Origin of the sequence: Niveispirillum sp. SYP-B3756 (genome assembly GCF_009495745.1) — a bacterium.
Classification (GTDB): Bacteria; Pseudomonadota; Alphaproteobacteria; order Azospirillales; family Azospirillaceae; genus Niveispirillum.
Genome location: NZ_WIDQ01000005.1, coordinates 290411 through 312966 on the forward strand (window position 1 = coordinate 290411; position 22556 = coordinate 312966).

The window sequence follows — 22556 nt, forward strand, 5'->3', positions numbered from 1 at the left end:
CCCATCTGCAACTGACGGCATTTTCATCCATGGGACAGATTATCGATTTCCTGGCATCCGGCATTATCGCGGTGATCAGCGCCATGGGCTATGCCGGTGTGGCGCTGCTGATGGCGATTGAATCGGCCTGCATCCCGCTGCCTTCTGAAATCATCATGCCCTTTGCCGGTTTTCTGGTATCGACCGGGGAGATGAACCTGCTGCTGGTGGCCACCGCCGGGGCGGTGGGCTGCAATCTGGGGTCAGAAGTGGCCTATATCATTGGCAAGCGTGGCGGTCGGGCCGCCATCCTGCGCTGGGGCCGTTATGTGCTGCTGGATGCGCATGATCTGGACATGGCGGACAGGTTTTTTGCCCGCTTCGGCGCGCCCGCAATGTTCATCGCCCGGATGCTGCCGGTGATCCGCACCTTCATCGCCCTGCCCGCCGGCATCTCCGCCATGCCCCGCCTGCCCTTTCACCTTTACACCTTCGTCGGTTCCTGGATCTGGTGTTACGGGCTGGCCTATATCGGCATGGCGCTGGGGGAACAGTGGCACGAAAACCCGACCTTGCGCACCTGGCTGCACCGGTTTGATGCGCTGATCGTGCTGGGCATCCTGGCGCTGGGCGGCCTGTTCCTCTGGCACAAGCTGCGCCACCTGCGGCAACGTCCGTGAAATCTGTCTCGGCGAGTAGCGAAAGGTTGAGCTGGCGAACCTGACCCAATGCAGGATGGGGGCAGACGCTTTACGGTCGTTAAAGACACTCCCTTTCGCTTCGGAGGTTGGCATGGCATCTGCCACATCCATCAAACTTGATGACAAAGCGCTGCGGCGTGACACGTTGCAGGCGTGGGAAAAGCTCCAGGAGACCGGCCTGCACGCGACCGCTGAAGAGGTTGATCAGTGGCTGGAAAGCTGGGGAACGGACGACGAATTGCCAGCACCTGAATGTCACGAGTGAGATTTGCGCCGGCGGCGATCCGGGATTTACAGCGGATCAGCGTGACACCTTAGGTGCCTTGCCGATTGCCATTGGCAGCTTCAAGGACGCAGAAGGTCGTCGCATTCGCAACAATTGACGTTCGCATCCAGCATCGCCTTATTATTGAAGCGGCCCGGTGAACAGCCATCGGGCCGCTTTTTCATTTCTGGATGCGTTTCCATGTCCGCCAAGTCCACCCCCGCCGTCAATGCCATGAAACAGGCCGGCGCCGCGCACCGGCTGCTGGAATATGATTATGACCCGGATGCCGATGCCATCGGCATGGCTGCCGCCGCGGCCCTGGGGGTCGATCCGGCCATGCTGTTCAAGACGCTGGTCAGCGACGTGGAAGGGGTGGGGCTGGTCTGTGCCGTCATCCCCGCCCCTGCCCGGCTGGACCTGAAGGCACTGGCCGCCGCTGCCGGGGGCAAGCGGGCACAACTGGCGGAACCGAAGGTGGCGGAACGCACCTCCGGCTATGTCATCGGCGGCATCAGCCCCCTGGGCATGAAGAAAAAGCTGCCCACTTTCATCGATGCCAGTGCAGAGGCGCTGCCAGAGATGATCGTCAATGGCGGGCGGCGCGGGCTGCAGATCGCCGCCGCACCGGTGGACATTGCCCGTGTTCTGGGGGCCAAGCTGGTGGCCATCACGGTGGCCGGACGCCCGTAAAGGCGGTTATTCCCGTGCGGTGTGGCGGGGCATTTTCACCTGCACCTCCCCCATGATGGTCACGAAAAAGGCGGTGGTCCAGCCGATCATAATGACGCCATTGATCCCCTCGATCCCGGCGATGATCTGCCAGGCGGGGGCGATGGCGTGGTCGCTATAGCCGATGGCGCCATAGGTGATCAGGGAGAAATATACCGCCTCCCGCAGGGAATGGACGGCCCCGGCCGCCTCATAAAGGCCGGCATAGATCCAGATTTCCATCCCATGCAGGGCAAATAGGCCCAGCACGATCAGCCAGATCGTCACCAGCGCGTGCAGGGTACGGGACAGCGGGCGCCGTCCCCCCATGAAATCCGACAGGCGGCGCAGCAACGACAGACCCACCCCATGGATCGTCACGGTCAGCACCACCAGACCGGTGGCAATGGCCAGCTCCACCAGCATGTCCGTATCGATATCCATTGCCGCTCCCCCTCACCCTGCCGGCCTGCCGCCGATCTCCGCCATCACACGGGCGGCCGTTTCCCGCACCATCTCCCCCAGGGTTTTGATGCGCGCATCGGTGATGCGCGCCATCGGACCGGAAAGGGAAACGGCGCAGGCCGGATCGCCATGTTCGTTGAACACGGTGGCCGCCACACAGCGCAGCCCAACCGCATGTTCTTCGTCATCAATGGCATAACCACGCGCCCGGATGGCTGCAAGATCGGCCTTCAAATCGGCCAGGCTGGTGACGGTGCGTTCTGTCATCTGGGCCAAGCCATGGCGGGCGATATGGCGGGACAGGTCACTGTCTGCCATCGCTGCCATCAGGGCCTTGCCCACACCGGAACAATGCATCGGCACCCGCGCGCCCAGCCGGGCAAAGGTGCGCATCATCTCCCGGCATTCCACCTGTGACAGGTAAACGGCCATGCCCTGATCCTCGATGGCGAGGTTCACCGTCTCCCCGCTGCGTTCCATCAGCCAGCGCATATGCGGCCTTGCCATCCGCACCACGTCACGCGTGCGCAGGAAGCCATTGCCGGCAATGAAGGCCTGCACACCGACACTCCATAGCTTGGTTTCGGCATCGAACCGCACATAGCGTTCCGATTCCAGCGATGTCAGCAGCCGATGCGTCGTCGACCCCGCCAGCCCCACCGCATTGGCCAGTTCCGTCAGGGTGGCCCCGCCATCGCTCAAGGCCAGCCGGTTCAAAATCGCCAGCGCACGGCCCAGGGCCTGCACCTGCCCGCCGCGCTCGCTCTCCTCTTTCTTCGCCACCATGGCACCATCTTTCCGCATCGTGGAAAGACTTCCATAACATATTGCGATGCCCGCAGCAGCGGGCTTATCGTTGTTGGCAGAGGAAATGCCACATCAGGGAACCTGCCCCATGTCCGCCCCCATCCGCCTTCATGGCCTGAATATCGATGCCGCGCTGCACCAGTTCATTGAGACGGAAGCCTTGCCCGGCACGGGCGTGGAACCGGCTGCCTTCTGGCAGGGCTTTGCCAGCCTGTTCCAGGATCTGACGCCGATCAACCGGGCCCTGCTGGCCAAGCGTGACGCGCTGCAGGCCCAGATCGACGGCTGGCACCAGTCCCGCCGGGGCCAGCCGCATGATCAGGATGCCTATGAGGCGTTCCTGCGGGAGATCGGTTATCTGCTGCCGGAGGGGCCGGATTTCAGCATCACCACCAGCAATGTGGATGATGAGGTGTCACGCCTCGCCGGGCCGCAATTGGTGGTGCCGGTGATGAATACCCGCTTCGCGCTCAACGCCGCCAATGCCCGCTGGGGCAGCCTGTATGATGCGCTGTATGGCACCGACGCGCTGGGCGATGTCGGCACAGCCGGCGCCAAGGGCTATGACCCGGTGCGCGGGGCCGCCGTGATCGCCAAGGGGCGGGAATTGCTGGATCAGGCGGCCCCCCTGGCCCAGGGCAGCCATAAAGATGTGACCGGTTATGGCATCCGCCACGGCCAGTTGGTCGCCACGCTGGCGGGCGGAACGGAAACGGGCTTGCGCGATGGGGACCAGTTCAAGGGCTGGCAGGGGGAGGCAACGGCCCCCACCAGCCTGCTGCTGGCCCATCACGGGCTGCATCTGGATATCATCATCGACCGGGGCCACCCGATCGGGCGGGATGACGCGGCGGGCGTGGCCGATATCGTGCTGGAATCGGCCCTGACCACCATCATGGATTGCGAGGATAGCGTCGCCGCCGTCGATGCCGCCGACAAGGTGACGATCTATCGCAACTGGCTGGGCCTGATGAAGGGCGACCTGACCGCCAGCTTTGAAAAGGGCGGCAAGGTTCTGGAGCGCGCACTGAACCCGGACCGCACCTATCAGGGCCCGGCCGGTGACACCTTCGCCCTGCATGGCCGCGCCTTGATGTTCATCCGCAATGTCGGCCACCTGATGACCATCGATGCCGTCACTTTCGCGGATGGTTCCTGGGTGCCGGAGGGGATTCTGGACGGCATCATCACCAGCCTGATCGCCCTGCACGATCTGCGGCGCCAGGGTGGCCTTGCCAACAGCCGCACCGGCAGCGTCTATATCGTCAAGCCCAAGATGCATGGGCCGGAGGAAGTGGCCTTCGCCAACAGCCTGTTCGACCGGATCGAGGATGTGCTGGGCATGGCCCGGCACACGCTGAAAATCGGCATCATGGATGAGGAGCGGCGCACCACCATCAATCTGAAGGAATGTATCCGCGCCGCCAAGGATCGGGTCTGTTTCATCAATACCGGTTTCCTGGACCGGACGGGCGATGAAATCCACACCTCCATGCAGGCCGGCCCGATGATCCGCAAGGGCGACATGAAGGCCGCTGCCTGGATCGGCGCTTATGAAAACTGGAATGTCGATAACGGGCTGGCCTGCGGCTTCCGCTCCCATGCGCAGATCGGCAAGGGCATGTGGGCGATGCCGGACCGGATGGCCGACATGCTGAAAGCCAAGATCGGCCATCCGCTGGCCGGGGCCAACACGGCCTGGGTGCCGTCGCCCACCGCTGCCACGCTGCACGCGCTGCATTACCATCAGGTGGATGTCGCCGCCCGGCAGGCCGAACTGGCCAGTCGCCCGCGCGCCGCCCTGCGCGATATCCTGACCGTGCCGCTGGCCAATGGCATCAACTGGTCGGAAGACGAAATCCGCCAGGAGCTGGAAAACAATGCCCAAGGCATTCTGGGCTATGTGGTGCGCTGGGTGGATCAGGGGGTTGGCTGCTCCAAGGTGCCGGACATCCATGATGTCGGGCTGATGGAAGACCGTGCCACCCTGCGCATTTCCAGCCAGCATATCGCCAACTGGCTGCTGCACGGAGTCTGCGACCGGGAACAGGTGCTGGCAGTGATGCAACGCATGGCCGCCGTGGTGGACCGGCAGAATGCCGGCGACCCGGAATATCGCCCCATGGCCCCGGATTTCGCCGGCTCCATCGCCTTCCAGGCCGCCTGCGATCTGGTGTTCAAGGGCGTGGAGCAGCCCAACGGCTATACCGAACCGCTGCTGCACAAACACCGCCGTGCCCTGAAGGCACTGTTGACAGCATAAAGAACAGCGATGAATCGCCAGCGCTGTTCGGGACGCCCGCAAACAGCGCTGGCGGCGGCTGGGCCTTAACAGGGTGCGGAAAAGCCATATCGCTGCAATCGCGTCATTTGCCGCCTTCGCCCGCCCCCTGCCGCAGCAACTCCATCAACGCCGCCTGCACCCGCGTCGGCTGCCAGCCTTTGCGCACGGTCAGGCCGATGGGGCGTTCGGTGCCGGGCAGGGGCTGGGGCAGCACGGCCAGATATCCAGCCTCCACCTCCTGACGTACCTGGCTGGCAGACAGCAGGGCCGCCCGGTCGCTTTGCATCAGCAACCCGCGTGATGCGATCAGCGAACTGCATTCGATGATGTGGCGTGGCGGCTTCACCCCGGCAGCGGCGAAGAAGCCGGCGAAATGGGCGCGGGCGGGTGTGCCGTCGCGCGGCGCGATCCAGTCCAGCGCCGCCAGGGCTGCCGCCGTCGGCTCCCCTTCCGCCAGGATCGGGTGACCCGCCCGCACCACGATGGAGAGCGGCTCCACGAACAGCACCTCCTGTTCGATATCCGGCGTGGGCGGTGGCAGGCGCAGCGCGCCGACAATCAGATCCAGCCCGCCATGCCGCAATTCATGCAACTGTTCGGCATAAGGCCCATCGATGATGCGCACCTGCGCTTCCGGATAGCGGGCCAGCAGCCCCGTTATCGCCTCGGGCAACAGGTGGGACCGGGCCAGCGGCAGGCAGCCGACCGAGACCCGCCCCGTCATCTGGCCCCGCCATTCGCGCAATTCCTCCAGCCCCTGGCGGATTTCCGCCAGGGCCAGCGCCGCCAGCCGGGCCAGCCCGCGCGCCTCCCGCGTGGGTTCCAGCCCCTGGGGGGTACGGGCCAGCAGGGGCCGGCCGCACAGGCTTTCCAGATCGCGCATGGCCCGGTTGACGCTGGGCTGTGACACGCCCAGCTTTGCGGCGGCCAGGGTGAAGCTGCCCGCCTCCACCGCCGCTACCAGGGTGCGCAATTGCACACTGGTCACCCGGCCCCCCAGCCCCGGCACCCCCAGTTCGCGTTCCGCCAGATGCAACTGATCAAACGCGCGCCCAATGCGCTGGGCAAAGCGGCGACCGGGTTCGGTCGGCTCCATCCCCGTGCCGGTGCGGGTGAACAGCACCTCTCCCACCGCTGCTTCCAGCTTGGCCACTGTTTGCGTCACCGCCGGTTGGGAGATGTGGGCCGCGTCCGCCGCCGCCACCGTGCTGCGGGTGCGAACAACCTCCGCAATAACCTGCAATGCCCGCAGTTTCGGGATTTCCTGCACCGCAGCAATCCTTATGATCCAGAATGGTCTAACAAAATATTATAGCATGATCGGCGTTTTGAAGTGGAGCATCTTGGCGGGGCGGGTCCATAGTCCCACCCAAGATCAAGCGCGGAGGAGCAATCCGCGCACCCGTTTTGGAGGATGTTTGGCCATGCCTGTGGTCGTCACCAATATCAAGCGCCCCGATTCCGCCCTGGTGGATGAATTTGCCCGCTATGGCGTCGCCACCGTGCATGAGGCGCAGGGCCGCAAGGGTCTGCTGGCCAGCTATATGCGCCCGATCTACCGCCCGGCGCATATTGCCGGCACCGCCGTCACCTGCACCGTGGCGCCGGGCGATAACTGGACCATCCATGTGGCCGTCGAACAGTGCCAGCCGGGCGACATTCTGGTGGTGAAGCCGACCAGCCCCTGCGAGGATGGTTATTTCGGTGATCTGCTGGCCGAATCCCTGATGTCGCGCGGCGTGCGCGGCCTGATCATTGAAGCCGGCGTGCGCGATATCGCCACGCTGACCGAAATGGGTTTCCCCGTCTGGTCCAAGGCGGTCTTCGCCCAGGGCACGGTTAAGGAGACGCTGGGCGATGTGAACCTGCCCGTCACCTGCGCCGGGGCCGCCATCAATCCCGGCGATATCATCGTTGCCGATGATGATGGTGTGGTTGTCGTCGCCCGTAAGGAAGCGGCCAGCGTGCTGGAAAGCGCCAAGGCGCGTGAGATCAAGGAAGAAAAGAACCGCGCCCAGTTCAAGCAGGGCGTGCTGGGCCTGGACCTCTACAAGATGCGCGACCGGCTGCGCGAAAAGGGCCTGACCTATATTGAGGCCGCTGACCAGGAGTAAGCCGCCATGCTGAAACCCATCCCCTGCACGGTGATGCGCGGCGGCACCTCCAAGGGTCTGTATTTCCAGGTCCATCACCTGCCCGCCGACCGCGCCGCGCGCGATGCCGTGCTGCTGGCCGCCATGGGGTCGCCCGATGCCCGCCAGATCGACGGCATGGGCGGCGCGCATCCGCTGACCAGCAAGGTGGCGGTGATCGGCCCGTCCAGCCGCGATGATGCCGATGTCGATTACCTGTTCTTGCAGGTGGTGGTGGACAAGGCAGAGGTCAGCGACAGCCAGAATTGCGGGAATATTCTGGCTGGCGTGGGGCCGTTTGCCATTGAAAATGGCCTGGTGCCGGTGGCCGGCCCCGTCACCTCTGTGCGCATCCATATGGTGAATACCGGGGCGCTGGCCGTGGCCCATGTGCCCACGCCCGGCGGGCTGGTGGAATATGAAGGGGATGCCCGCATCGACGGGGTGCCCGGCACCGCCGCCGCCATCCCCATCGATTTCCTGGATGTCGCCGGTTCAAGCTGCGGTGCCCTGCTGCCCACCGGCAATGCGGTGGATGAGGTGGCGGGCGTGCGCGTCACCTGCATCGATAACGGGATGCCCGTCGTCATTCTGAACGCCGCCGATTTCGGCGTGAAAGGTGATGAAGCGCCGGAGGCTTTGGAGGCCGATGCCGCCCTGAAAGCCAGGGTGGAGGCGATCCGCCTGGAACTGGGCCCCCGGATGAATCTGGGCGATGTGGCGAAGAAGACCGTACCGAAAATGACGCTGGTGTCCCCTCCCGCCCATGGCGGGGCGGTCGGCACCCGCAGCTTCATCCCCCATCGGGTGCATGAGGCGATTGGCGTGCTGGGGGCCGTCAGTGTTGCCACCGCCTGCGTGCTGCCCGGTTCAGTGGCGGCGCAGGTGGCGGGGCTGGACGGGGCCACCGGCCCGCAGCGGTTGGAAGTGGAACACCCGACCGGGTTTTTCACCGTGGATATGGATGTCGCCGCCGATGGGGCCGGCATCAAGGTCAACCGTTCCGCCCTACTGCGCACGGCGCGTAAGCTGATGCGGGGTGAGGTTTATGTTCCCGGCCATCTGTTGGGGTGAGGTCACAGCATGTCCTTCAAATCAATCGCCCTGATCGGATTGGGAGAAGTCGGTACCATCCTGGCCGACGATCTGTCTCAGCGCGGCTTCACCCTGTCAGCCTGGGATGTGCGCTTTGCCGATCCTGCCTCGCCACCATCGCAGGCTGCCGCTTCCCGGCCCTTCCTGCGCCGGGGCAACAGTGCGGCCGATGCGGTGGCCGGGGCCGATCTGGTGATCAGCGCCGTCACCGCCGCTCGCACTATTGATGCGGCCAAGGCAGCGGCGGCGGGTATGGCGGCCGGGGCCGTGTTCGTAGATTTCAATTCCGCCTCCCCCGGTGCCAAGGGCGAGGCGGCGGCGGCGGTGAACGGGGTCGGTGCCCGCTATGTCGAAGCCGCCGTGATGTCGCCGGTACCACCCAAGCGGCTGGGCACCCCCATCCTGCTGGGTGGCCCCCATGCCGATGGCTTGCTGGCGGCATTGCGGGATATTGGCCTGTCCAACCTCTCCGTCTTCTCCGCTGAATATGGCAAGGCCTCTGCGGCCAAGATGTGCCGGTCAGTGATGGTGAAGGGGATTGAGGCGCTGTTGAGCGAAAGCCTGCTGGCCGCCCGGCATTATGGGGTGGACGACACGGTGCTGACCTCCCTGAACGATCTGTTCCCCGGGCCGGACTGGCACAAGCTGTCACGCTACATGATTTCCCGCACCATGGAACATGGCAACCGCCGGGCAGAGGAAATGCGCGAGGTGGCCCGCACGGTGGAAGAGGCCGGCCTGTCCCCCTGGATGAGCTTGGCCACCGTGGAGCGCCAGGAATGGGCCCCGCCGCTCTCCAGCGCGCTGGACCAGGAAGAGATCACCGCCATGCTGGACGCGATGCGCGTTCAATTTGCTGCCAAATAAGGAAAAGCAATAATGCTGATCATCGATTGCCACGGCCATTACACCACGGCACCCGCCAAGCATCAGACTTTCCGCGACGCGCAGATCGCCCGCATCAAGAACCCCGCCCTGCCGGAACCGACGCGTCCCGACATCAGCGATGATGAAATCCGGGAGACGATTGAGACCAACCAGTTGAAATTGCTGCGCGAACGCGGCGCGGACATGACCATCTTCTCCCCCCGTGCCTCCACCATGGCGCATCATGTCGGGGATGAAGCCGTCAGCCGCGCCTGGACAGAAGCCTGCAATGACCTGATCAAGCGGGTGGTTGATCTCTATCCGGAAAATTTCATCGGCGTCTGTCAGTTGCCGCAATCGCCGGGCGTGCCCATCGCCAATTCGGTAGCGGAGCTGGAGCGCTGCGTGACCGAACTGGGCTTTGTCGGCTGCAACCTGAACCCGGACCCGTCCGGCGGCCACTGGACCGCCCCGCCGCTGACCGACAAGCACTGGTACCCGTTCTATGAGAAAATGGTGGAACTGGATGTTCCGGCCATGATCCATGTGTCGGGTTCCTGCAATGCCTGCTTCCATGCCACGGGCGCGCATTACATCAATGCCGACACCACCGCCTTCATGCAGTTCATCGAAGGCGACCTGTTCCGCGATTTCCCCGATCTGCGCTTCATCATCCCGCATGGCGGCGGGGCTGTGCCCTATCACTGGGGCCGCTATCGCGGGCTGGCCGACATGCTGAAGCGGCCGCCGCTGCCCGAGCATGTGATGAAGAATGTCTATTTCGACACCTGCGTCTATCACCAGCCGGGCATCGACCTGCTGTTCAAGGTGATTGACATCAAGAACATCCTGTTCGGGTCGGAAATGGTGGGGGCCGTGCGCGGCATCGACCCGGAAACCGGCAATTATTTCGACGATACCAAGCGCTATCTGGACAGCTTGGCCCTATCGGATGATGACCGCTACCGCGTGTTTGAGGGCAATGCCCGCCGCGTCTATCCCCGTCTGGACGCCGCCTTGAGGGCGCGCGGCAATGCCGGAAGGGACCTGTAATATGGCTGACAAACCCGCCTTCCAGATGGATGCCGACTGGCTGCCCTTCCATCCCAACCCGTCCAAGCCCGCCTATGTGCCCCCGCCGGGGGCCGTTGATGCGCATTGCCATGTGTTCGGGCCGGGGGATGTGTTCCCCTATGCGCCGGAACGCAAATACACCCCCTGCGACGCGCCCAAGGAGAAACTGTGGGCCCTGCGCGATTATCTGGGCTTCAGCCGCAATGTCATCGTGCAGGCCACCTGCCACGGGGCCGATAACCGCGCTCTGGTGGATGCCTTGCAGGCCTCCGGCGGGCGCGCGCGCGGTGTTGCCACCGTGCGCCGCAGCGTGACGGATGAAGAGCTGCAGGCGCTGGATGCCGCCGGCGTGCGCGGCGTGCGTTTCAACTTCGTCAAGCGGCTGGTGGATGCCCTGCCCCGCGATGAACTGCTGGAAATCGCCCAGCGGATCGCGCCGCTGGGCTGGCATATCGTGATCTATTTCGAGGCGCAGGAACTGCCCGAACTCTATGATTTCTTCACCAGCCTGCCCACGGTCGTGGTGGTGGATCATATGGGCCGCCCGGATGTGACCAAACCGGTGGACGGACCGGAATTCGCCCTGTTCACGAAATTGATGCGCGAACACACCAATTTCTGGTCCAAGGTAAGCTGCCCCGAACGCCTGTCCAAACTCGGCCCCCCCGCCTATGGCGACGTGGTGCCGTTCGCCCGGCATATTGTGGAAAGCTTCCCCGACCGGGTGCTGTGGGGCACGGATTGGCCGCACCCCAACATGAAATCCCACATGCCCGATGACGGGCATCTGGTCGATGTGATCCCGCGGATCGCCCCGACCGCAGCACTGCAGCAGAAGCTGCTGGTGGATAACCCCCTGCGTCTCTATTGGCCGGAAGAGGTGCGTTGATGTCCGAAGATACGTCTTACCGAAACATTCCAGGCACCATCATCTTCGATGCGGAGATGTCGCGCCGGGGTTATCACCTGAACCAGTTCTGCATGTCGCTGATGAAGGCCGAGAACCGTGACCGGTTCCGCGCCGATGAGCGTGCCTATCTGGACGAATGGAAAATGACGGAGGACCAGAAGCTGGGCGTTCTGGCACGCGATTATAATCGCCTGCTGTCGCTGGGCGGCAACGTCTATTTCCTGGCGAAGATTTTCGCCACCGATGGCAAGAGCTTCCAGTCCGCCGCCGCCACGATGACCGGCATGAGCCAGGAAGAATATGCCGCCATGATGCTGTCAGGCGGACGCCGCCCGGATGGCAGCAACGGCAACAAGGTCGTCTGATAAAACGGGGAGGAAACGGAAATGGCGAAAATCACAGCAGGTGTCACCACCTCACACGTGCCTGCCATCGGCGCGGCCCTGGACCTGGGCAAGTCTGCCGAGCCCTATTGGGCGCCGGTATTCCAGGGCTATGACTTCTCCAAGCGGTGGATTGCCGAGGAAAAGCCCGATGTGGTTTTCCTGGTCTATAATGACCATGCATCCGCCTTCAGCCTGGATCTGATCCCCACCTTCGCCATTGGCTGCGGGGAGGAATTCAAGCCCGCCGATGAAGGGTTCGGTGCGCGCCCCGTGCCGGTAGTGCACGGCCATCCGGAACTGGCCTGGCACATCACCCAGTCGGTCATCCAGGATGATTTCGATCTGACCATCGTCAACAAGATGGATGTGGATCATGGGCTGACCGTGCCGCTGTCGCTGATGTTCGGGCAGCCCGACGCCTGGCCCTGCAAGGTGATTCCGTTCGCGGTCAATGTGGTGCAGTACCCGCCGCCGTCGGGCGCCCGCTGCTATGCGCTGGGCAAGGCCATCGGCAAGGCCATCCGCAGCTTTGACCAGGATCTGAATGTGCAGATCTGGGGCACGGGCGGGATGAGCCACCAGTTGCAGGGCCCCCGCGCAGGCCTGATCAACCAGGAATTCGACAAGCGTTTCCTGGACCTGCTGATCAACGACCCGGAAGCGGCCGCCCGCATCCCGCATATCGATTACGTGCGGGAAGCCGGGTCGGAGGGGATTGAGCTGGTGATGTGGCTGATCATGCGCGGGGCGCTGGAGGCCAATGTGGACCTGCTGCACCGCTTCTACCACGTGCCGGCCTCCAACACGGCGGTTGGTCATTTGATTTTGAAGAATGGGGGGTGAGCCATCGCCGTTCCCGTAGAAGCATATAGGCGCTGATCTCGGCGGTATGTGGCACGCCCTGCCGCTTCACAGCCGTCACCCCGGCGAAGGCCGGGGTCCAGTTCGTAGGGCAAAGTGCTTGCGGCCCCTGGACCCCGGCCTTCGCCGGGGTGACGGTGGGGAGAGTGTGAAACGCACAGCATTATCCTGCAATCGGTCCGCATGTGCCTTCACGAAAGCGATGACAGCTCCGGGCTCCTCCCCCCAACACCATTCCCATCCATCAGAGAGTACAAGCCATGAAGATCATCCTCGCCGGCGCTGGCGCCTTTGGTCAGAAGCATCTGGATGCCCTGAAGCTGATCGACGGGGTGGAAGTTGTTTCCCTGGTCGGTCGCCGCCTGGACCAGACGAAGGAGACCGCCGACAAGTACGGCGTGCCCCATGTAACCACCGAACTGGCGGAAGCCCTGGCCCAGCCGGGCGTGGATGCCGCCATCCTCTGCACCCCCACCCAGTTGCACGCGTCCCAGGCCATTGAATGCATGAAGGCCGGCAAGCATGTGCAGGTGGAAATCCCGCTCGCCGACAGTCTGGCCGACGCCCAGGCCGTGGCGGCGGTGCAGAAGGAAACCGGCAAGGTCTGCATGGTCGGCCATACCCGCCGCTTCAACCCGTCGCACCAGTTCGTGCACAAGCGCATCGTGGCCGGGGAAGCCAAGGTTCTGCAGATGGATGTGCAGACCTATTTCTTCCGTCGCACCAATATGAATGCACTTGGCCAGCCGCGTTCCTGGACCGACCATCTGCTGTGGCACCACGCCGCCCACACGGTGGATCTGTTCCAGTATCAGACGGGGGAAAAGGTGGTGAAGGCCCATGCCGTGCAGGGGCCGATTCACCCGGAATTGGGCATCGCCATGGATATGTCGATCCAGTTGAAGACGGCAGGCGGGGCCATCTGCACCCTGTCGCTGTCCTTCAACAATGAAGGGCCGCTGGGCACCTTCTTCCGCTATATCTGCGACAATGGCACCTACATTGCCCGTTACGATGATCTGATCACCGGCAAGGATGAGAAGATCGACGTGTCCAAGGTGGACGTTTCCATGAACGGGATCGAGCTGCAGGACCGCGAATTCGTCGCCGCCATCCGGGAAGGCCGCGAACCCAATGCCAGCGTGCATCAGGTTCTGCCCTGCTATGAGGTGTTGCACATGCTGGAACAGTCGCTGAACGGCTGATTTGATTGCTGTTCTGATCGGGTAAGGGGTGGCACCATGGCCACCCCTTTTGCGTTGGCGGGTGATTGAACAAGCACCCACACGCGCCAAATAAGGTTATCCATGCTGCGATGGGTTGAACCTTTGCCGATTTCCGGCTAGGTCAGATATCGTACAGGTCTTCAAACCAGGAGCGTGCCTTGCTCGTTAACCCGATCCGTCTCGACGAAGAAGAAAAGCCGGAGACCGCGACCAAGGAGCCGGCCAAGGCCCCGCCCAGCGTGGCCCAGAACCTGTTCAAGGCCCGCACGGTCCTGCTGTTCGGCGAAATCAACCAGAAGGTGGCGCAGGAAGTTGTCGCCCAGCTTCTGGCGCTGGCGGCTGAAAGCGATGATCCGATCAAGCTGGTGATCAACTCCCCCGGCGGCCACGTCGAGTCGGGTGACACGATCCACGACATCATCCGCTTCATCAAGCCGAAGGTGAAAATCCTCGGCACGGGCTGGGTAGCGTCGGCTGGCGCGCACATCTTCCTGGGCGCTGCCAAGGAAAATCGCTATTGCCTGCCCAACACCCGTTTCATGATCCACCAGCCCGCCGGCGGCGTGGGTGGCCCCGCCACCGACATCGCCATTGAGGCGAAGGAGATCATCAAGATGCGCCACCGCATCAATACGGTGATCGCCCGGGAAACCGGCCAGCCGATTGAGCGGGTGGCTGCGGACACCGACCGTAATTTCTGGATGTCGGCCGAAGAAGCCAAGGAGTATGGCGTTGTCAGCCACGTCATCGACAATGCCGCTGCCCTGGACGAATAAGCACCAGAGCATAAGACATTGAAAAAGGCCGGCGCTCACCCGAGGCGCCGGCCTTTTGTTTTCCTGGACCGGTTTTCCCGTCGCATTTTCTGGCATCGAAGGCCAGCTTGGGACGTTTTCGTCCCTGACCGGTCCGGTTTTGGTTGATGGAGGGTTTTCAGTCCCTATATTGGCCTGGACGTGCAACCCGAAACGAGAGAGCCCGGCCGCCGCGATGCTGACAGCGATAGGGATCATCTTCCTGGCAGCGGCCCTGGCGCCGACGCTCAACCGCCTATTCCCCTCCTTCGCCCATTGGCTGCTGGCGCTGGCCCCGGCCGGGGGCTTTGTCTGGTTTGCCGGGCAGTTGGCCACAGTGGTGGGCGGGCAACCGGTGGCCGAATCCTGGAAATGGGTGCCGGCGCTGGGGGTGGAACTAGCCTTCCGGCTGGATGGGCTGTCGCTGCTGTTCGCCCTGCTGATCACCGGTATTGGCACGCTGATCGTGCTTTATTCCGGCGGCTATCTGCGCGGCCATCGGCATGAAGGCCGATTCATGCTGTTCATCATGGCCTTCATGGGGGCTATGCTGGGGCTGGTGCTGGCCGATGATATCATCAGCCTGTTCGTGTTCTGGGAACTGACGTCTGTCACCTCCTTCCTGCTGATCGGCTTCAACCATGCCGATGCCCGTTCCCGCCGGTCGGCCCTACAGGCGTTACTGGTCACGGGTGGCGGTGGTATGGCCCTGCTGACCGGGCTGATTCTGCTGGGCACGGCGGGCGGTGCCGGCAGCCTGTCGGCCATTGCCGCCAAGGGTGTGGATCTGACGGGGCATGGGCTTTACCTACCGATCCTTATCTTGCTGCTGCTGGCCGCCTTCACCAAATCGGCGCAGGTGCCGTTCCATTTCTGGCTGCCCAACGCCATGGACGCGCCCACACCGGTCAGCGCCTATCTGCATTCCGCCACCATGGTGAAGGCCGGCATCTATCTGTTGGCCCGCCTGTCGCCCATGCTGGGTGGCACCGACATCTGGTTCTGGACCCTGACCGGCTTTGGCGCGCTGACGGCCTTCTGGGGCGGGGCCATGGCGCTGCGCGCCACCGACCTGAAGAAAATCCTGGCCTACACCACCCTGATGGCCCTGGGCACGCTGACCATGCTGGTGGGGCTGGGTACGGATTATGCCATCCGCGGCTTCGCCGCCTTCCTGTTGGCACACAGCCTGTACAAGGGCGCCCTGTTCATGGGGGCCGGGTCGGTGGACCATGGCAGTGGCACGCGGGAGGTGAGGGAACTGTCCGGCCTGTTCCGCGCCATGCCGTTGACGGGTGTTTTCATCGCGCTCGCCGCACTCTCCATGTCTGGCCTGCCGCCCTTTCTGGGCTTTATTGGCAAGGAACTGATTTATGAAGGGCTGTTGACCGCCGACCGGCCCGTCTTGCCGGTGCTGGTGGTCTCCATCCTGGCCAATGCCACCATGCTGGGTGCCGCGGGGCTGGTCTTCGTCAAGCCCTTCCTGGGGGCACCGTCCAAAGCCGCCGCCCATGCGCATGAAGGCGGGCTGACATTGTGGCTGGGGCCGGCGCTGCTGGCCAGCCTGGGGCTGCTGCTGGGGCTTTATCCCAGCATCCTGGATGGGCTGCTGGGGCAGGTGGCGGCGTCCGTGCGCGGCGAACCGCTGGCGGTGGAACTGCATCTCTGGCACGGGCTGACGCCTGCACTTGGCCTGTCGGCTATCACCGTGGCGCTGGGGATTGGCTTTTATCTGGCGTTGCGTCCCCTTACCGCCGGGCTGGCGGGATTGCAGCGTTTTACCCGTTTTGATGCCGATAAGGGCTGGGATCATATCCTGAACGGGCTGGATGCATTGGCCCGGGCCGTGACCGGGCAGCTTCAGGGCGGGGTGATGACCCGCTATATGGCCATCATCTTCACCGCCATGCTGCTGCTGCTGGGCGCAACACTCTGGTTCCGCCAGGCGCTGGTGCTGCCGGCCGTTGATCTTCACGGGCAATGGGTGGGACTGCTGCTGGGCATCATGATGCTGGTGGGTACGGCGGGAGCCATGCGTGCCCGGTCACGCCTGGGCATCATCACTGCCCTGTCGGTCAATGGATTGTCGGTGGCGATGTTCTTCATCACCTATGGCGCACCGGATGTCGGCATCACCCAGCTGATGGTGGAAACGCTGACCGCCATCATCCTAGTGCTGGTGCTGGCCCACCTGCCAGCCCTGCCCAAGGGGCCGGACCGCAAGCCGCAGGCGGCCTTCCTGCATGGCATCCTGGCCCTGGGCCTGGGTGGGGTGGTGACGGCGATCCTGCTGGCCATCATCGCCCTGCCGCTGCCGATGACCCTGTCGCAGTTCTTCGGCGATACCTCATACCTGGAAGCCTATGGCCGCAATGTGGTGAATGTCATTCTGGTGGATTTCCGTGGCTTTGACACGCTGGGTGAAATCACCGTGGTGGCCAGCGCCGGGCTGGGCGTGCTGGCCCTGCTGAAGGCGCGCTATGCCAAGCCAAAAGCTAAACCACAGCCGGGGCCGCAGACGGGAGAGGTCGCATGATGGACAGCCTGATCCTGCGCACGGCCACGCGCCTGTTGCTGGCCCTGATGATCCTGTTTTCCATTTTCATCCTCTGGCGCGGCCATAATGAGCCGGGGGGCGGCTTCGTTGGCGGGCTGATCTGTGCCGTGGCCTTCGCCCTGCACGCGCTGGCCTTTGGCGTGAAGGAGATGAAGCGCCTGCTGGTGCTGGACCCGCGCAGCCTGCTGGGCGGCGGGCTGTTGCTGGGCATCCTGTCCGGCTTTTTCGCCGGCCCCGGCGGCGACCCGTTCATGACGGCGCGCTGGATCATCTTCAAGGATGCTACCGGCGCCAAGGCTTTGGCGCTGGGCACGCCCGTGCTGTTCGATATCGGTGTTTATCTGGTGGTGGTGGGTGCCTTGCTGGCCATGGTCCAGGCCCTGATGGAAGAGGATTGAGCCCATGGAAACCATCATGGCCTTCGCCGTCGGCGGCATGGTCGCCGGGGCGGTCTACCTGTTCCTATCGCGCCAGTTGCTGCGGGTGCTGTTCGGGGTGATCCTGCTGTCCAACGCGGTCAATGTCGCCATCCTGCTGGTAGGGCGGCTGACGCCCGGTCAGGCCCCCCTGATCGGCCAGGGGCAGGAGGTGCTGGGCCAGGGCTTGGCAAACCCCCTGCCCCAGGCGCTGATCCTGACCGCAATCGTCATTGGTTTCGGCCTGCTCTCCTTCGTGCTGGCCCTGGTCTATCGCGGCTATCAGGAACTGGGCACGCTGGATAGCAGCCAGATGCGCACGGCTGAGCCGGAGGATGCGGTATGATCGCTTGGCTGGTTGCTTCCCCCATCCTGGTGCCGCTGACCACGGCGGCCCTGTGTGCTGTGTTCTGGAACCGTCCTTCCTTGCAGCGTGTGCTGTCGCTGACCGGCAGCACGCTGCTGCTGATCCTGGCTGGCCTGTTGCTGGCGCGGGTGATGGAAGGCGGGGTGCAGGTGGCCCAGATGGGCAGTTGGGCCGCCCCCTTCGGCATCATTCTGGTGGCCGACACGCTGTCGGCGCTGATGATCCTGATCGCCGCTGTGATGGCGCTGGCGGTGGCCGTCTATGCGCTGGGCGATGTGGATGCGGTGCGCGAACGCGGCGGATACCACATTATCTTTCAGGTGCTGATGGTCGGTGTCTGCGGCAGCTTCATCACCGGCGATCTGTTCAACCTCTATGTCTGGTTTGAGGTGATGCTGATCTCGTCCTTCGTGTTGCTGTCGCTGGGCGGTACGAAGGAACAGATCGACGGGGCCATCAAATATGCCGCCATCAACCTGATCGCCACCGCCTGTTTCCTGCTGGCCGTTGCCCTGCTCTATGGCGTGACCGGTACGCTGAACATGGCCGATCTGGCCGTGCGCGTGCCGCATGTCGCCAATAAGGGGTTGGTCAGCACCATTGCCGTGCTGTTCATCATCGCCTTTGGCATGAAGGCGGCGGTCTTCCCCTTCTTCTTCTGGCTGCCCGCCGCCTATCACACGCCCGCCGTGGCGGTGCAGGCGATCTTCGCCGGCTTGCTGACCAAGGTGGGGGTCTATGCGCTGCTGCGCTGTTTCACCCTGATCTTCACCGGCGACATGGGCTGGACCCATGGCATCCTGCTATGGATTGCCGGGGCCACCATGCTGACGGGTGCCTTGGGATCGCTGGCAGTGCGTGACCTGCGCCGGGCGCTCTCCTGGCAGGTGGTGGCGCATATCGGCTACATGATCATGGGGCTCGCCATCGCCACACCACTGGCCATTGCCGGCACCGTCTTCTATCTGGTGCATGACATTGTGGTGAAGACCAACCTGTTCTTAGGCGCCGGCGTGGTCCGCCGGCTGTCGGGTGGGGATACGTCTTATGCCAAGCTGGGCGGGCTGTTCACCGCCGCACCGATCCTGTGCATCGTGCTGTTCGTGCCGCTGGCCTCCCTGGCTGGCTTCCCGCCTTTCTCCGGCTTCTGGTCCAAGCTTCTGCTGGTGCGTGCAGGCTTGGCCGTGGAGAATTGGGCCATCGTCGCCGCGGCACTGGTGACGGGGCTGTTGACGTTCTGGCTGGTCGGGCGGTTATGGGCGGAAATGGTGTGGAAGGCCAACCCGGATGGCGACGCCCTGGGCACGACCAGCCTGGGTGGGGCGGCGCGCGTGGCCCTGGTGGCCCCGCTGGTGCTGCTGTCCGCCATCACCGTCACCATCGGTTTCTATGCCGAACCCTTGATGCGCGTCAGCGCCATGGCCGCCGATGGCTTGGTTGACCCGCAAGCCTATATCGACGCGGTGCTGGGGGCCGTGCCAACGACACCCACCCTGGTCGGGGCCGCTGACACGGCCGCGATGGAGGTGCAGCCATGAACCTGCTGGTGCTGAACCTGCTGCTGGCCCTGGCCTGGATGGGCTTTAATGCCGATTTCAGCCTGGGCGGCTTCACGGCAGGCTTTGTGCTGGGCCATGGCGTGCTGTGGCTGGGCCGCCCGCTTTACCCCACGCAGCGTTATTTCCGCGTCTTCTGGGGCTCGCTGGGTTATTTCCTCTGGCTGCTGAAAGAAATCGTCACCTCCTCCCTGAAGGTGGCGGCCAGCGTGCTGGGCTTTGGTGAAAAGGTGCAGCCGGCCGTCATCGCCATCCCGCTGGACGCGCGGACGGATCTGGAGATTACCCTGCTGGCCTGTTCCATCACTCTGACGCCCGGCACGCTGACCCTGGATGTCGCGCCTGACCGCAAGCATCTCTATGTCCATGCCATGTTCGGGGGCGATGCGGCGGCTTTGTGTGCCGAAACCAAGGACAGTATGGAACGCCGTATCCTGGAGGTGCTGCGATGATCCCGGCCATCACCCCCTTCCTGACCTGGTGCCTGACCATCGCCATGGTGATGCTGTTCGTCGCCTTTGGGCTGGTGATCGTGCGGGTGCTGCGCGGACCGACCACGGCGGACCGCATCATCGCCATTGACCTGTTCGGCGTGCTGGCCGTCGCCTTCATCGCGCTCTACACGCTGTATGTGAGCCAAGTGGTGTTCCTGGATGCGGCCATCGCCCTGGCCCTGGTCGCCTTTTTCGGCACCGTCGCCTATGCGCGTTTCCTGGAACGGCGCGTGGTGGACAGGCCGGAGGAGCGGGAAGCCACGCAGAAGGAGAAGGAGTCGCCCCATGCTTGACCAGATCGCACAGGCCATCGTCGGCATTCTGGCCGTGGCCGGGGCGTTTTTCTGCCTGGTGGCGGCCTTGGGCGTGGTGCGCCTGCCCGATGCGCTGACCCGGATGCACGCCAGTTCCAAGGCCGGCACGCTGGGCTGCGGGCTGGTGCTGCTGGCGGTGGCCATTTTCTTTCCCGGCCTGGATGTGGTGGCCCGTGTCGTGGCGGCCATCCTGTTCCTGCTGCTGACCACACCGGTTGCCGCCCACATGATCGGCCGGGCAGCCTATGCCAGCGGAGAATCGCCCGCCGCCGGCACCGTGCGGGATGATCTGGCAGACGGCCCGGACAACCCGCGCCGCCGCCTGTTGGACAAGGCGGGAGGACGGTAACCGCTGGCCATTCGCCCTGTCAGGGTGGGGCTTGCAAAAAAATCGCTTGGGTGACGTAACGGAAGGCGGAAGAAACGCTTGAGGTTCCATTTCCCCTACCGATATACGAGATTCAAAGGCGTCGCGCTGGAAGGCGCCGGCAGTCCATACCGGGAGGAATAAAATGGCCGAAGCGGTCGCATCCGTGCAGCAGCAGCAACAGGGTCGCCGGCCCTTCCTGTGGGAAGGCTCCTACCCCCCCGGTGTCACCTGGGACAGCCCACTTCCGGAGCGGACGCTGCCGCAATTGCTGGATCAGGCGACCCAGCGCTTCCGCGACCGGCCCTGCGTCGATTTCCTGGACAAGAAATATACCTATGGCGCGATCACCGACCTGGTGGATCGCTTCGCCAAGGGCTTGCAGGAAATGGGGCTGCAAAAGGGCCAGAAGGTCGGCCTGTTCCTGCCCAATACGCCCTATTCGGTGATCTGCTATTTCGGCATCCTGAAGGCCGGCGGCGTGGTGGTGAATTTCAACCCGCTCTACGCGGAACGTGAAATCTGCCACATGATCAATGATGCCGAGGCTGAATGGATGATCAGCCTGGATCTGAAGGTCACTTATGACAAGCTGGCCAAGATGTTCGGGCAGAGCCGGCTGAAAAAGATCATCGTCGTGCCCATGGCCGGCATCCTGCCCTTTCCGAAAAACCTGCTGTTCCCCTTCGTCAAGAAGAAGGAAATCGCCGCCATCCCGCGCGACGGGCGGCATGTCTGGTTCAAACAGCTGGTAGCCAATGACGGCAGGCTGCGCCCGGTGGCGCTGGATGCCGTCAATGATGTGGCGGTGCTGCAATATACCGGCGGTACCACCGGTGTGCCCAAGGGGGCGATGCTGACGCACCAGAACATCACCGCCAATGCCACCCAGGCATCCTACTGGTTCAGCGCGCTGGCGGAACCAGGGAACGAGCGGATGCTGGGCGTCCTGCCGCTGTTCCACGTCTTCGCCATGACCTGCGTGATGAATCTGAGCATCCAGAATGGCGGGGAAATGATCCTGCTGCCCCGGTTTGAACTGGAGCAGGTGCTGGAGACCATCCACAAGAAGAAGCCGACCCAGTTCCCGGCTGTGCCCACCATCTATACCGCCATCAATAATTACAAGGATGTGGGCAAGTACGACCTGTCTTCCATCAAGGTCTGCAATTCCGGCGGCGCGCCGCTGCCGGTGGAGGTGAAGGCGCAGTTCGAGAAGCTGACCGGCTGTGCCCTGGTGGAAGGTTACGGCCTGTCGGAATCCGCCCCCATCGCCACCATCAACCCGGCCCATGCCAGCCGCGCCGGCTCCATCGGCCTGCCGGTGCCTGGCACCGATATCCGCATCGTCAGCCTGGAGGATCGCCGCACGGAAGTGCAGCGCGGCGAACGCGGCGAAATCTGCATCATCGGCCCGCAGGTGATGAAGGGCTATTGGAAGAAAGACAAGGAAAGTGCGGAGACGCTGGATGGCGGGATGCTGCATACCGGCGATGTCGGCTATATGGATGAAGATGGCTATATCTTCATCGTCGACCGCATCAAGGACATGATCCTGGCTGGCGGCTACAATGTCTATCCCCGCAATGTGGAAGAGGCGATCTATCAGCATCCGCAGGTGGCGGAATGCATTGTGCTGGGCGTGCCCGACCCCTATCGCGGCCAGACAGTGAAGGCCTATATCAAGACCCGTGATGGCGCGGTGCTGACCAAGGACGATATCAAGGCCTTCCTGGAGGACAAGCTGTCCCCCATCGAACAGCCCAAGCTGTATGAATTCCGCGATGAATTGCCCAAGACCATGATCGGCAAACTGTCGCGCAAGGCCCTGCTGGATGAGTTGGAGGCGGAGAAGAAGAAGGCTGGTTGAGCCTCTTCCCCCGCAGGCGGGAAACGGTTAGGAACGTTTCCCGCAAAGACGCCATCCA

Annotated in this window: 24 protein-coding genes; 21 read left to right on the forward strand and 3 right to left on the reverse strand. The window is 63.5% G+C overall.

Annotated features, from left to right (window positions below; genetic code table 11):
* Nucleotides 1-29: 29 nt before the first annotated feature.
* The 3 genes from GE253_RS13525 (at nt 30) to ybaK (ending at nt 1638) form a co-directional block, all read left to right on the forward strand.
* Nucleotides 30-659, forward strand: coding sequence for a DedA family protein (locus GE253_RS13525; RefSeq protein WP_089289324.1), 630 nt, complete (start codon nt 30-32; stop codon nt 657-659).
* A 112-nt stretch (nt 660-771) separates the two neighbouring features.
* A complete protein-coding gene (locus tag GE253_RS13530; RefSeq protein ID WP_153204639.1) occupies nt 772-945 on the forward strand; it encodes a transcriptional regulator in 174 nt (57 codons plus the stop codon).
* A 201-nt stretch (nt 946-1146) separates the two neighbouring features.
* Nucleotides 1147-1638 (forward strand): Cys-tRNA(Pro) deacylase, encoded by a 492-nt coding sequence (ybaK, locus tag GE253_RS13535; RefSeq protein ID WP_153204640.1) that lies wholly within the window; start codon nt 1147-1149, stop codon nt 1636-1638.
* Nucleotides 1639-1644: 6 nt separating this feature from the next.
* Here ybaK and GE253_RS13540 read toward each other — a convergent pair whose 3' ends face one another.
* A complete protein-coding gene (locus GE253_RS13540) occupies nt 1645-2100 on the reverse strand; it encodes an ion channel (protein ID WP_153204641.1) in 456 nt (151 codons plus the stop codon).
* 12 nt (nt 2101-2112) lie between these two features.
* A complete protein-coding gene (locus GE253_RS13545; protein WP_211101443.1) occupies nt 2113-2907 on the reverse strand; it encodes an IclR family transcriptional regulator C-terminal domain-containing protein in 795 nt (264 codons plus the stop codon).
* A gap of 109 nt (nt 2908-3016) precedes the next feature.
* Between GE253_RS13545 and GE253_RS13550 the strand changes: the two genes are divergently transcribed.
* Entirely contained in the window at nt 3017-5191 is a 2175-nt protein-coding gene (locus tag GE253_RS13550; protein ID WP_153204643.1) for a malate synthase G, read from the forward strand.
* Between the two features lie 103 nt (nt 5192-5294).
* Here the strand turns inward: GE253_RS13550 and GE253_RS13555 are convergent, their stop codons facing one another.
* Entirely contained in the window at nt 5295-6482 is a 1188-nt protein-coding gene (locus GE253_RS13555) for a LysR family transcriptional regulator (protein WP_211101444.1), read from the reverse strand.
* Between the two features lie 154 nt (nt 6483-6636).
* On the opposite strand from GE253_RS13555, the gene GE253_RS13560 reads away from it, so the two are divergent.
* From GE253_RS13560 to GE253_RS13640, 17 genes are all read left to right on the forward strand, one after another.
* Nucleotides 6637-7326 (forward strand): 4-carboxy-4-hydroxy-2-oxoadipate aldolase/oxaloacetate decarboxylase, encoded by a 690-nt coding sequence (locus tag GE253_RS13560; RefSeq protein WP_089289365.1) that lies wholly within the window; start codon nt 6637-6639, stop codon nt 7324-7326.
* Nucleotides 7327-7332: 6 nt separating this feature from the next.
* A complete protein-coding gene (locus tag GE253_RS13565) occupies nt 7333-8418 on the forward strand; it encodes a 4-oxalomesaconate tautomerase (protein ID WP_153204644.1) in 1086 nt (361 codons plus the stop codon).
* Between the two features lie 9 nt (nt 8419-8427).
* Entirely contained in the window at nt 8428-9306 is an 879-nt protein-coding gene (locus GE253_RS13570; protein WP_153204645.1) for a DUF1932 domain-containing protein, read from the forward strand.
* A 12-nt stretch (nt 9307-9318) separates the two neighbouring features.
* Nucleotides 9319-10359 (forward strand): amidohydrolase family protein, encoded by a 1041-nt coding sequence (locus GE253_RS13575; RefSeq protein WP_247878644.1) that lies wholly within the window; start codon nt 9319-9321, stop codon nt 10357-10359.
* A 1-nt stretch (nt 10360) separates the two neighbouring features.
* Nucleotides 10361-11269 (forward strand): amidohydrolase family protein, encoded by a 909-nt coding sequence (locus tag GE253_RS13580; protein ID WP_247878645.1) that lies wholly within the window; start codon nt 10361-10363, stop codon nt 11267-11269.
* A complete protein-coding gene (gene ligA, locus GE253_RS13585) occupies nt 11269-11655 on the forward strand; it encodes a protocatechuate 4,5-dioxygenase subunit alpha (protein ID WP_153204646.1) in 387 nt (128 codons plus the stop codon). Before GE253_RS13580 ends, ligA begins: the two co-directional genes overlap by 1 nt.
* A gap of 21 nt (nt 11656-11676) precedes the next feature.
* Nucleotides 11677-12519: a class III extradiol dioxygenase subunit beta gene (locus tag GE253_RS13590; protein WP_153204647.1), complete on the forward strand. Its 843-nt coding sequence runs from the start codon at nt 11677-11679 to the stop codon at nt 12517-12519.
* A gap of 278 nt (nt 12520-12797) precedes the next feature.
* Nucleotides 12798-13742: a Gfo/Idh/MocA family oxidoreductase gene (locus tag GE253_RS13595; protein WP_153204648.1), complete on the forward strand. Its 945-nt coding sequence runs from the start codon at nt 12798-12800 to the stop codon at nt 13740-13742.
* A 179-nt stretch (nt 13743-13921) separates the two neighbouring features.
* Nucleotides 13922-14539, forward strand: coding sequence for an ATP-dependent Clp protease proteolytic subunit (locus tag GE253_RS13600; RefSeq protein ID WP_153204649.1), 618 nt, complete (start codon nt 13922-13924; stop codon nt 14537-14539).
* A 214-nt stretch (nt 14540-14753) separates the two neighbouring features.
* On the forward strand, nt 14754-17093 hold the full coding sequence (locus GE253_RS13605; RefSeq protein WP_153204650.1) for a putative monovalent cation/H+ antiporter subunit A: 2340 nt from the start codon (nt 14754-14756) through the stop codon (nt 17091-17093).
* Nucleotides 17090-17512, forward strand: coding sequence for a Na+/H+ antiporter subunit B (locus GE253_RS13610; RefSeq protein ID WP_211101445.1), 423 nt, complete (start codon nt 17090-17092; stop codon nt 17510-17512). Before GE253_RS13605 ends, GE253_RS13610 begins: the two co-directional genes overlap by 4 nt.
* Nucleotides 17513-17516: 4 nt before the next feature.
* On the forward strand, nt 17517-17876 hold the full coding sequence (locus GE253_RS13615; RefSeq protein ID WP_153204651.1) for a Na+/H+ antiporter subunit C: 360 nt from the start codon (nt 17517-17519) through the stop codon (nt 17874-17876).
* On the forward strand, nt 17873-19435 hold the full coding sequence (locus GE253_RS13620; protein WP_153204652.1) for a Na+/H+ antiporter subunit D: 1563 nt from the start codon (nt 17873-17875) through the stop codon (nt 19433-19435). The genes GE253_RS13615 and GE253_RS13620 overlap by 4 nt, the downstream gene beginning before the upstream one ends.
* Nucleotides 19432-19905 carry a Na+/H+ antiporter subunit E gene (locus tag GE253_RS13625; RefSeq protein ID WP_153204653.1) on the forward strand — a complete coding sequence of 158 codons (474 nt, stop codon included), beginning with the start codon at nt 19432-19434 and terminating at the stop codon, nt 19903-19905. The genes GE253_RS13620 and GE253_RS13625 overlap by 4 nt, the downstream gene beginning before the upstream one ends.
* Nucleotides 19902-20240, forward strand: coding sequence for a cation:proton antiporter (locus GE253_RS13630; RefSeq protein ID WP_153204654.1), 339 nt, complete (start codon nt 19902-19904; stop codon nt 20238-20240). The genes GE253_RS13625 and GE253_RS13630 overlap by 4 nt, the downstream gene beginning before the upstream one ends.
* Nucleotides 20233-20610: a monovalent cation/H(+) antiporter subunit G gene (mnhG, locus tag GE253_RS13635; protein WP_153204655.1), complete on the forward strand. Its 378-nt coding sequence runs from the start codon at nt 20233-20235 to the stop codon at nt 20608-20610. Before GE253_RS13630 ends, mnhG begins: the two co-directional genes overlap by 8 nt.
* A gap of 163 nt (nt 20611-20773) precedes the next feature.
* Nucleotides 20774-22498, forward strand: coding sequence for a long-chain fatty acid--CoA ligase (locus tag GE253_RS13640; protein ID WP_153204656.1), 1725 nt, complete (start codon nt 20774-20776; stop codon nt 22496-22498).
* The last annotated feature ends 58 nt before the right edge of the window (nt 22499-22556 follow it).

Bases quoted from the DNA above. Each gene is read 5' to 3' on its own strand.
- mnhG (WP_153204655.1), top strand. From the start codon at position 20,233: ATGCTTGACCAGATCGCACAGGCCATCGTCGGCATTCTGGCCGTGGCC.
- GE253_RS13620 (WP_153204652.1), top strand. From the start codon at position 17,873: ATGATCGCTTGGCTGGTTGCTTCCCCCATCCTGGTGCCGCTGACCACG.
- GE253_RS13550 (WP_153204643.1), top strand. From the start codon at position 3,017: ATGTCCGCCCCCATCCGCCTTCATGGCCTGAATATCGATGCCGCGCTG.
- GE253_RS13595 (WP_153204648.1), top strand. From the start codon at position 12,798: ATGAAGATCATCCTCGCCGGCGCTGGCGCCTTTGGTCAGAAGCATCTG.
- GE253_RS13560 (WP_089289365.1), top strand. From the start codon at position 6,637: ATGCCTGTGGTCGTCACCAATATCAAGCGCCCCGATTCCGCCCTGGTG.
- GE253_RS13640 (WP_153204656.1), top strand. From the start codon at position 20,774: ATGGCCGAAGCGGTCGCATCCGTGCAGCAGCAGCAACAGGGTCGCCGG.
- GE253_RS13590 (WP_153204647.1), top strand. From the start codon at position 11,677: ATGGCGAAAATCACAGCAGGTGTCACCACCTCACACGTGCCTGCCATC.
- GE253_RS13630 (WP_153204654.1), top strand. From the start codon at position 19,902: ATGATCCCGGCCATCACCCCCTTCCTGACCTGGTGCCTGACCATCGCC.
- GE253_RS13580 (WP_247878645.1), top strand. From the start codon at position 10,361: ATGGCTGACAAACCCGCCTTCCAGATGGATGCCGACTGGCTGCCCTTC.
- GE253_RS13625 (WP_153204653.1), top strand. From the start codon at position 19,432: ATGAACCTGCTGGTGCTGAACCTGCTGCTGGCCCTGGCCTGGATGGGC.
- GE253_RS13605 (WP_153204650.1), top strand. From the start codon at position 14,754: ATGCTGACAGCGATAGGGATCATCTTCCTGGCAGCGGCCCTGGCGCCG.
- GE253_RS13565 (WP_153204644.1), top strand. From the start codon at position 7,333: ATGCTGAAACCCATCCCCTGCACGGTGATGCGCGGCGGCACCTCCAAG.
- GE253_RS13545 (WP_211101443.1), bottom strand. From the start codon at position 2,907: ATGGTGGCGAAGAAAGAGGAGAGCGAGCGCGGCGGGCAGGTGCAGGCC.
- GE253_RS13540 (WP_153204641.1), bottom strand. From the start codon at position 2,100: ATGGATATCGATACGGACATGCTGGTGGAGCTGGCCATTGCCACCGGT.
- GE253_RS13525 (WP_089289324.1), top strand. From the start codon at position 30: ATGGGACAGATTATCGATTTCCTGGCATCCGGCATTATCGCGGTGATC.
- GE253_RS13610 (WP_211101445.1), top strand. From the start codon at position 17,090: ATGATGGACAGCCTGATCCTGCGCACGGCCACGCGCCTGTTGCTGGCC.
- GE253_RS13530 (WP_153204639.1), top strand. From the start codon at position 772: ATGGCATCTGCCACATCCATCAAACTTGATGACAAAGCGCTGCGGCGT.
- GE253_RS13570 (WP_153204645.1), top strand. From the start codon at position 8,428: ATGTCCTTCAAATCAATCGCCCTGATCGGATTGGGAGAAGTCGGTACC.
- GE253_RS13575 (WP_247878644.1), top strand. From the start codon at position 9,319: ATGCTGATCATCGATTGCCACGGCCATTACACCACGGCACCCGCCAAG.
- ybaK (WP_153204640.1), top strand. From the start codon at position 1,147: ATGTCCGCCAAGTCCACCCCCGCCGTCAATGCCATGAAACAGGCCGGC.
- ligA (WP_153204646.1), top strand. From the start codon at position 11,269: ATGTCCGAAGATACGTCTTACCGAAACATTCCAGGCACCATCATCTTC.
- GE253_RS13615 (WP_153204651.1), top strand. From the start codon at position 17,517: ATGGAAACCATCATGGCCTTCGCCGTCGGCGGCATGGTCGCCGGGGCG.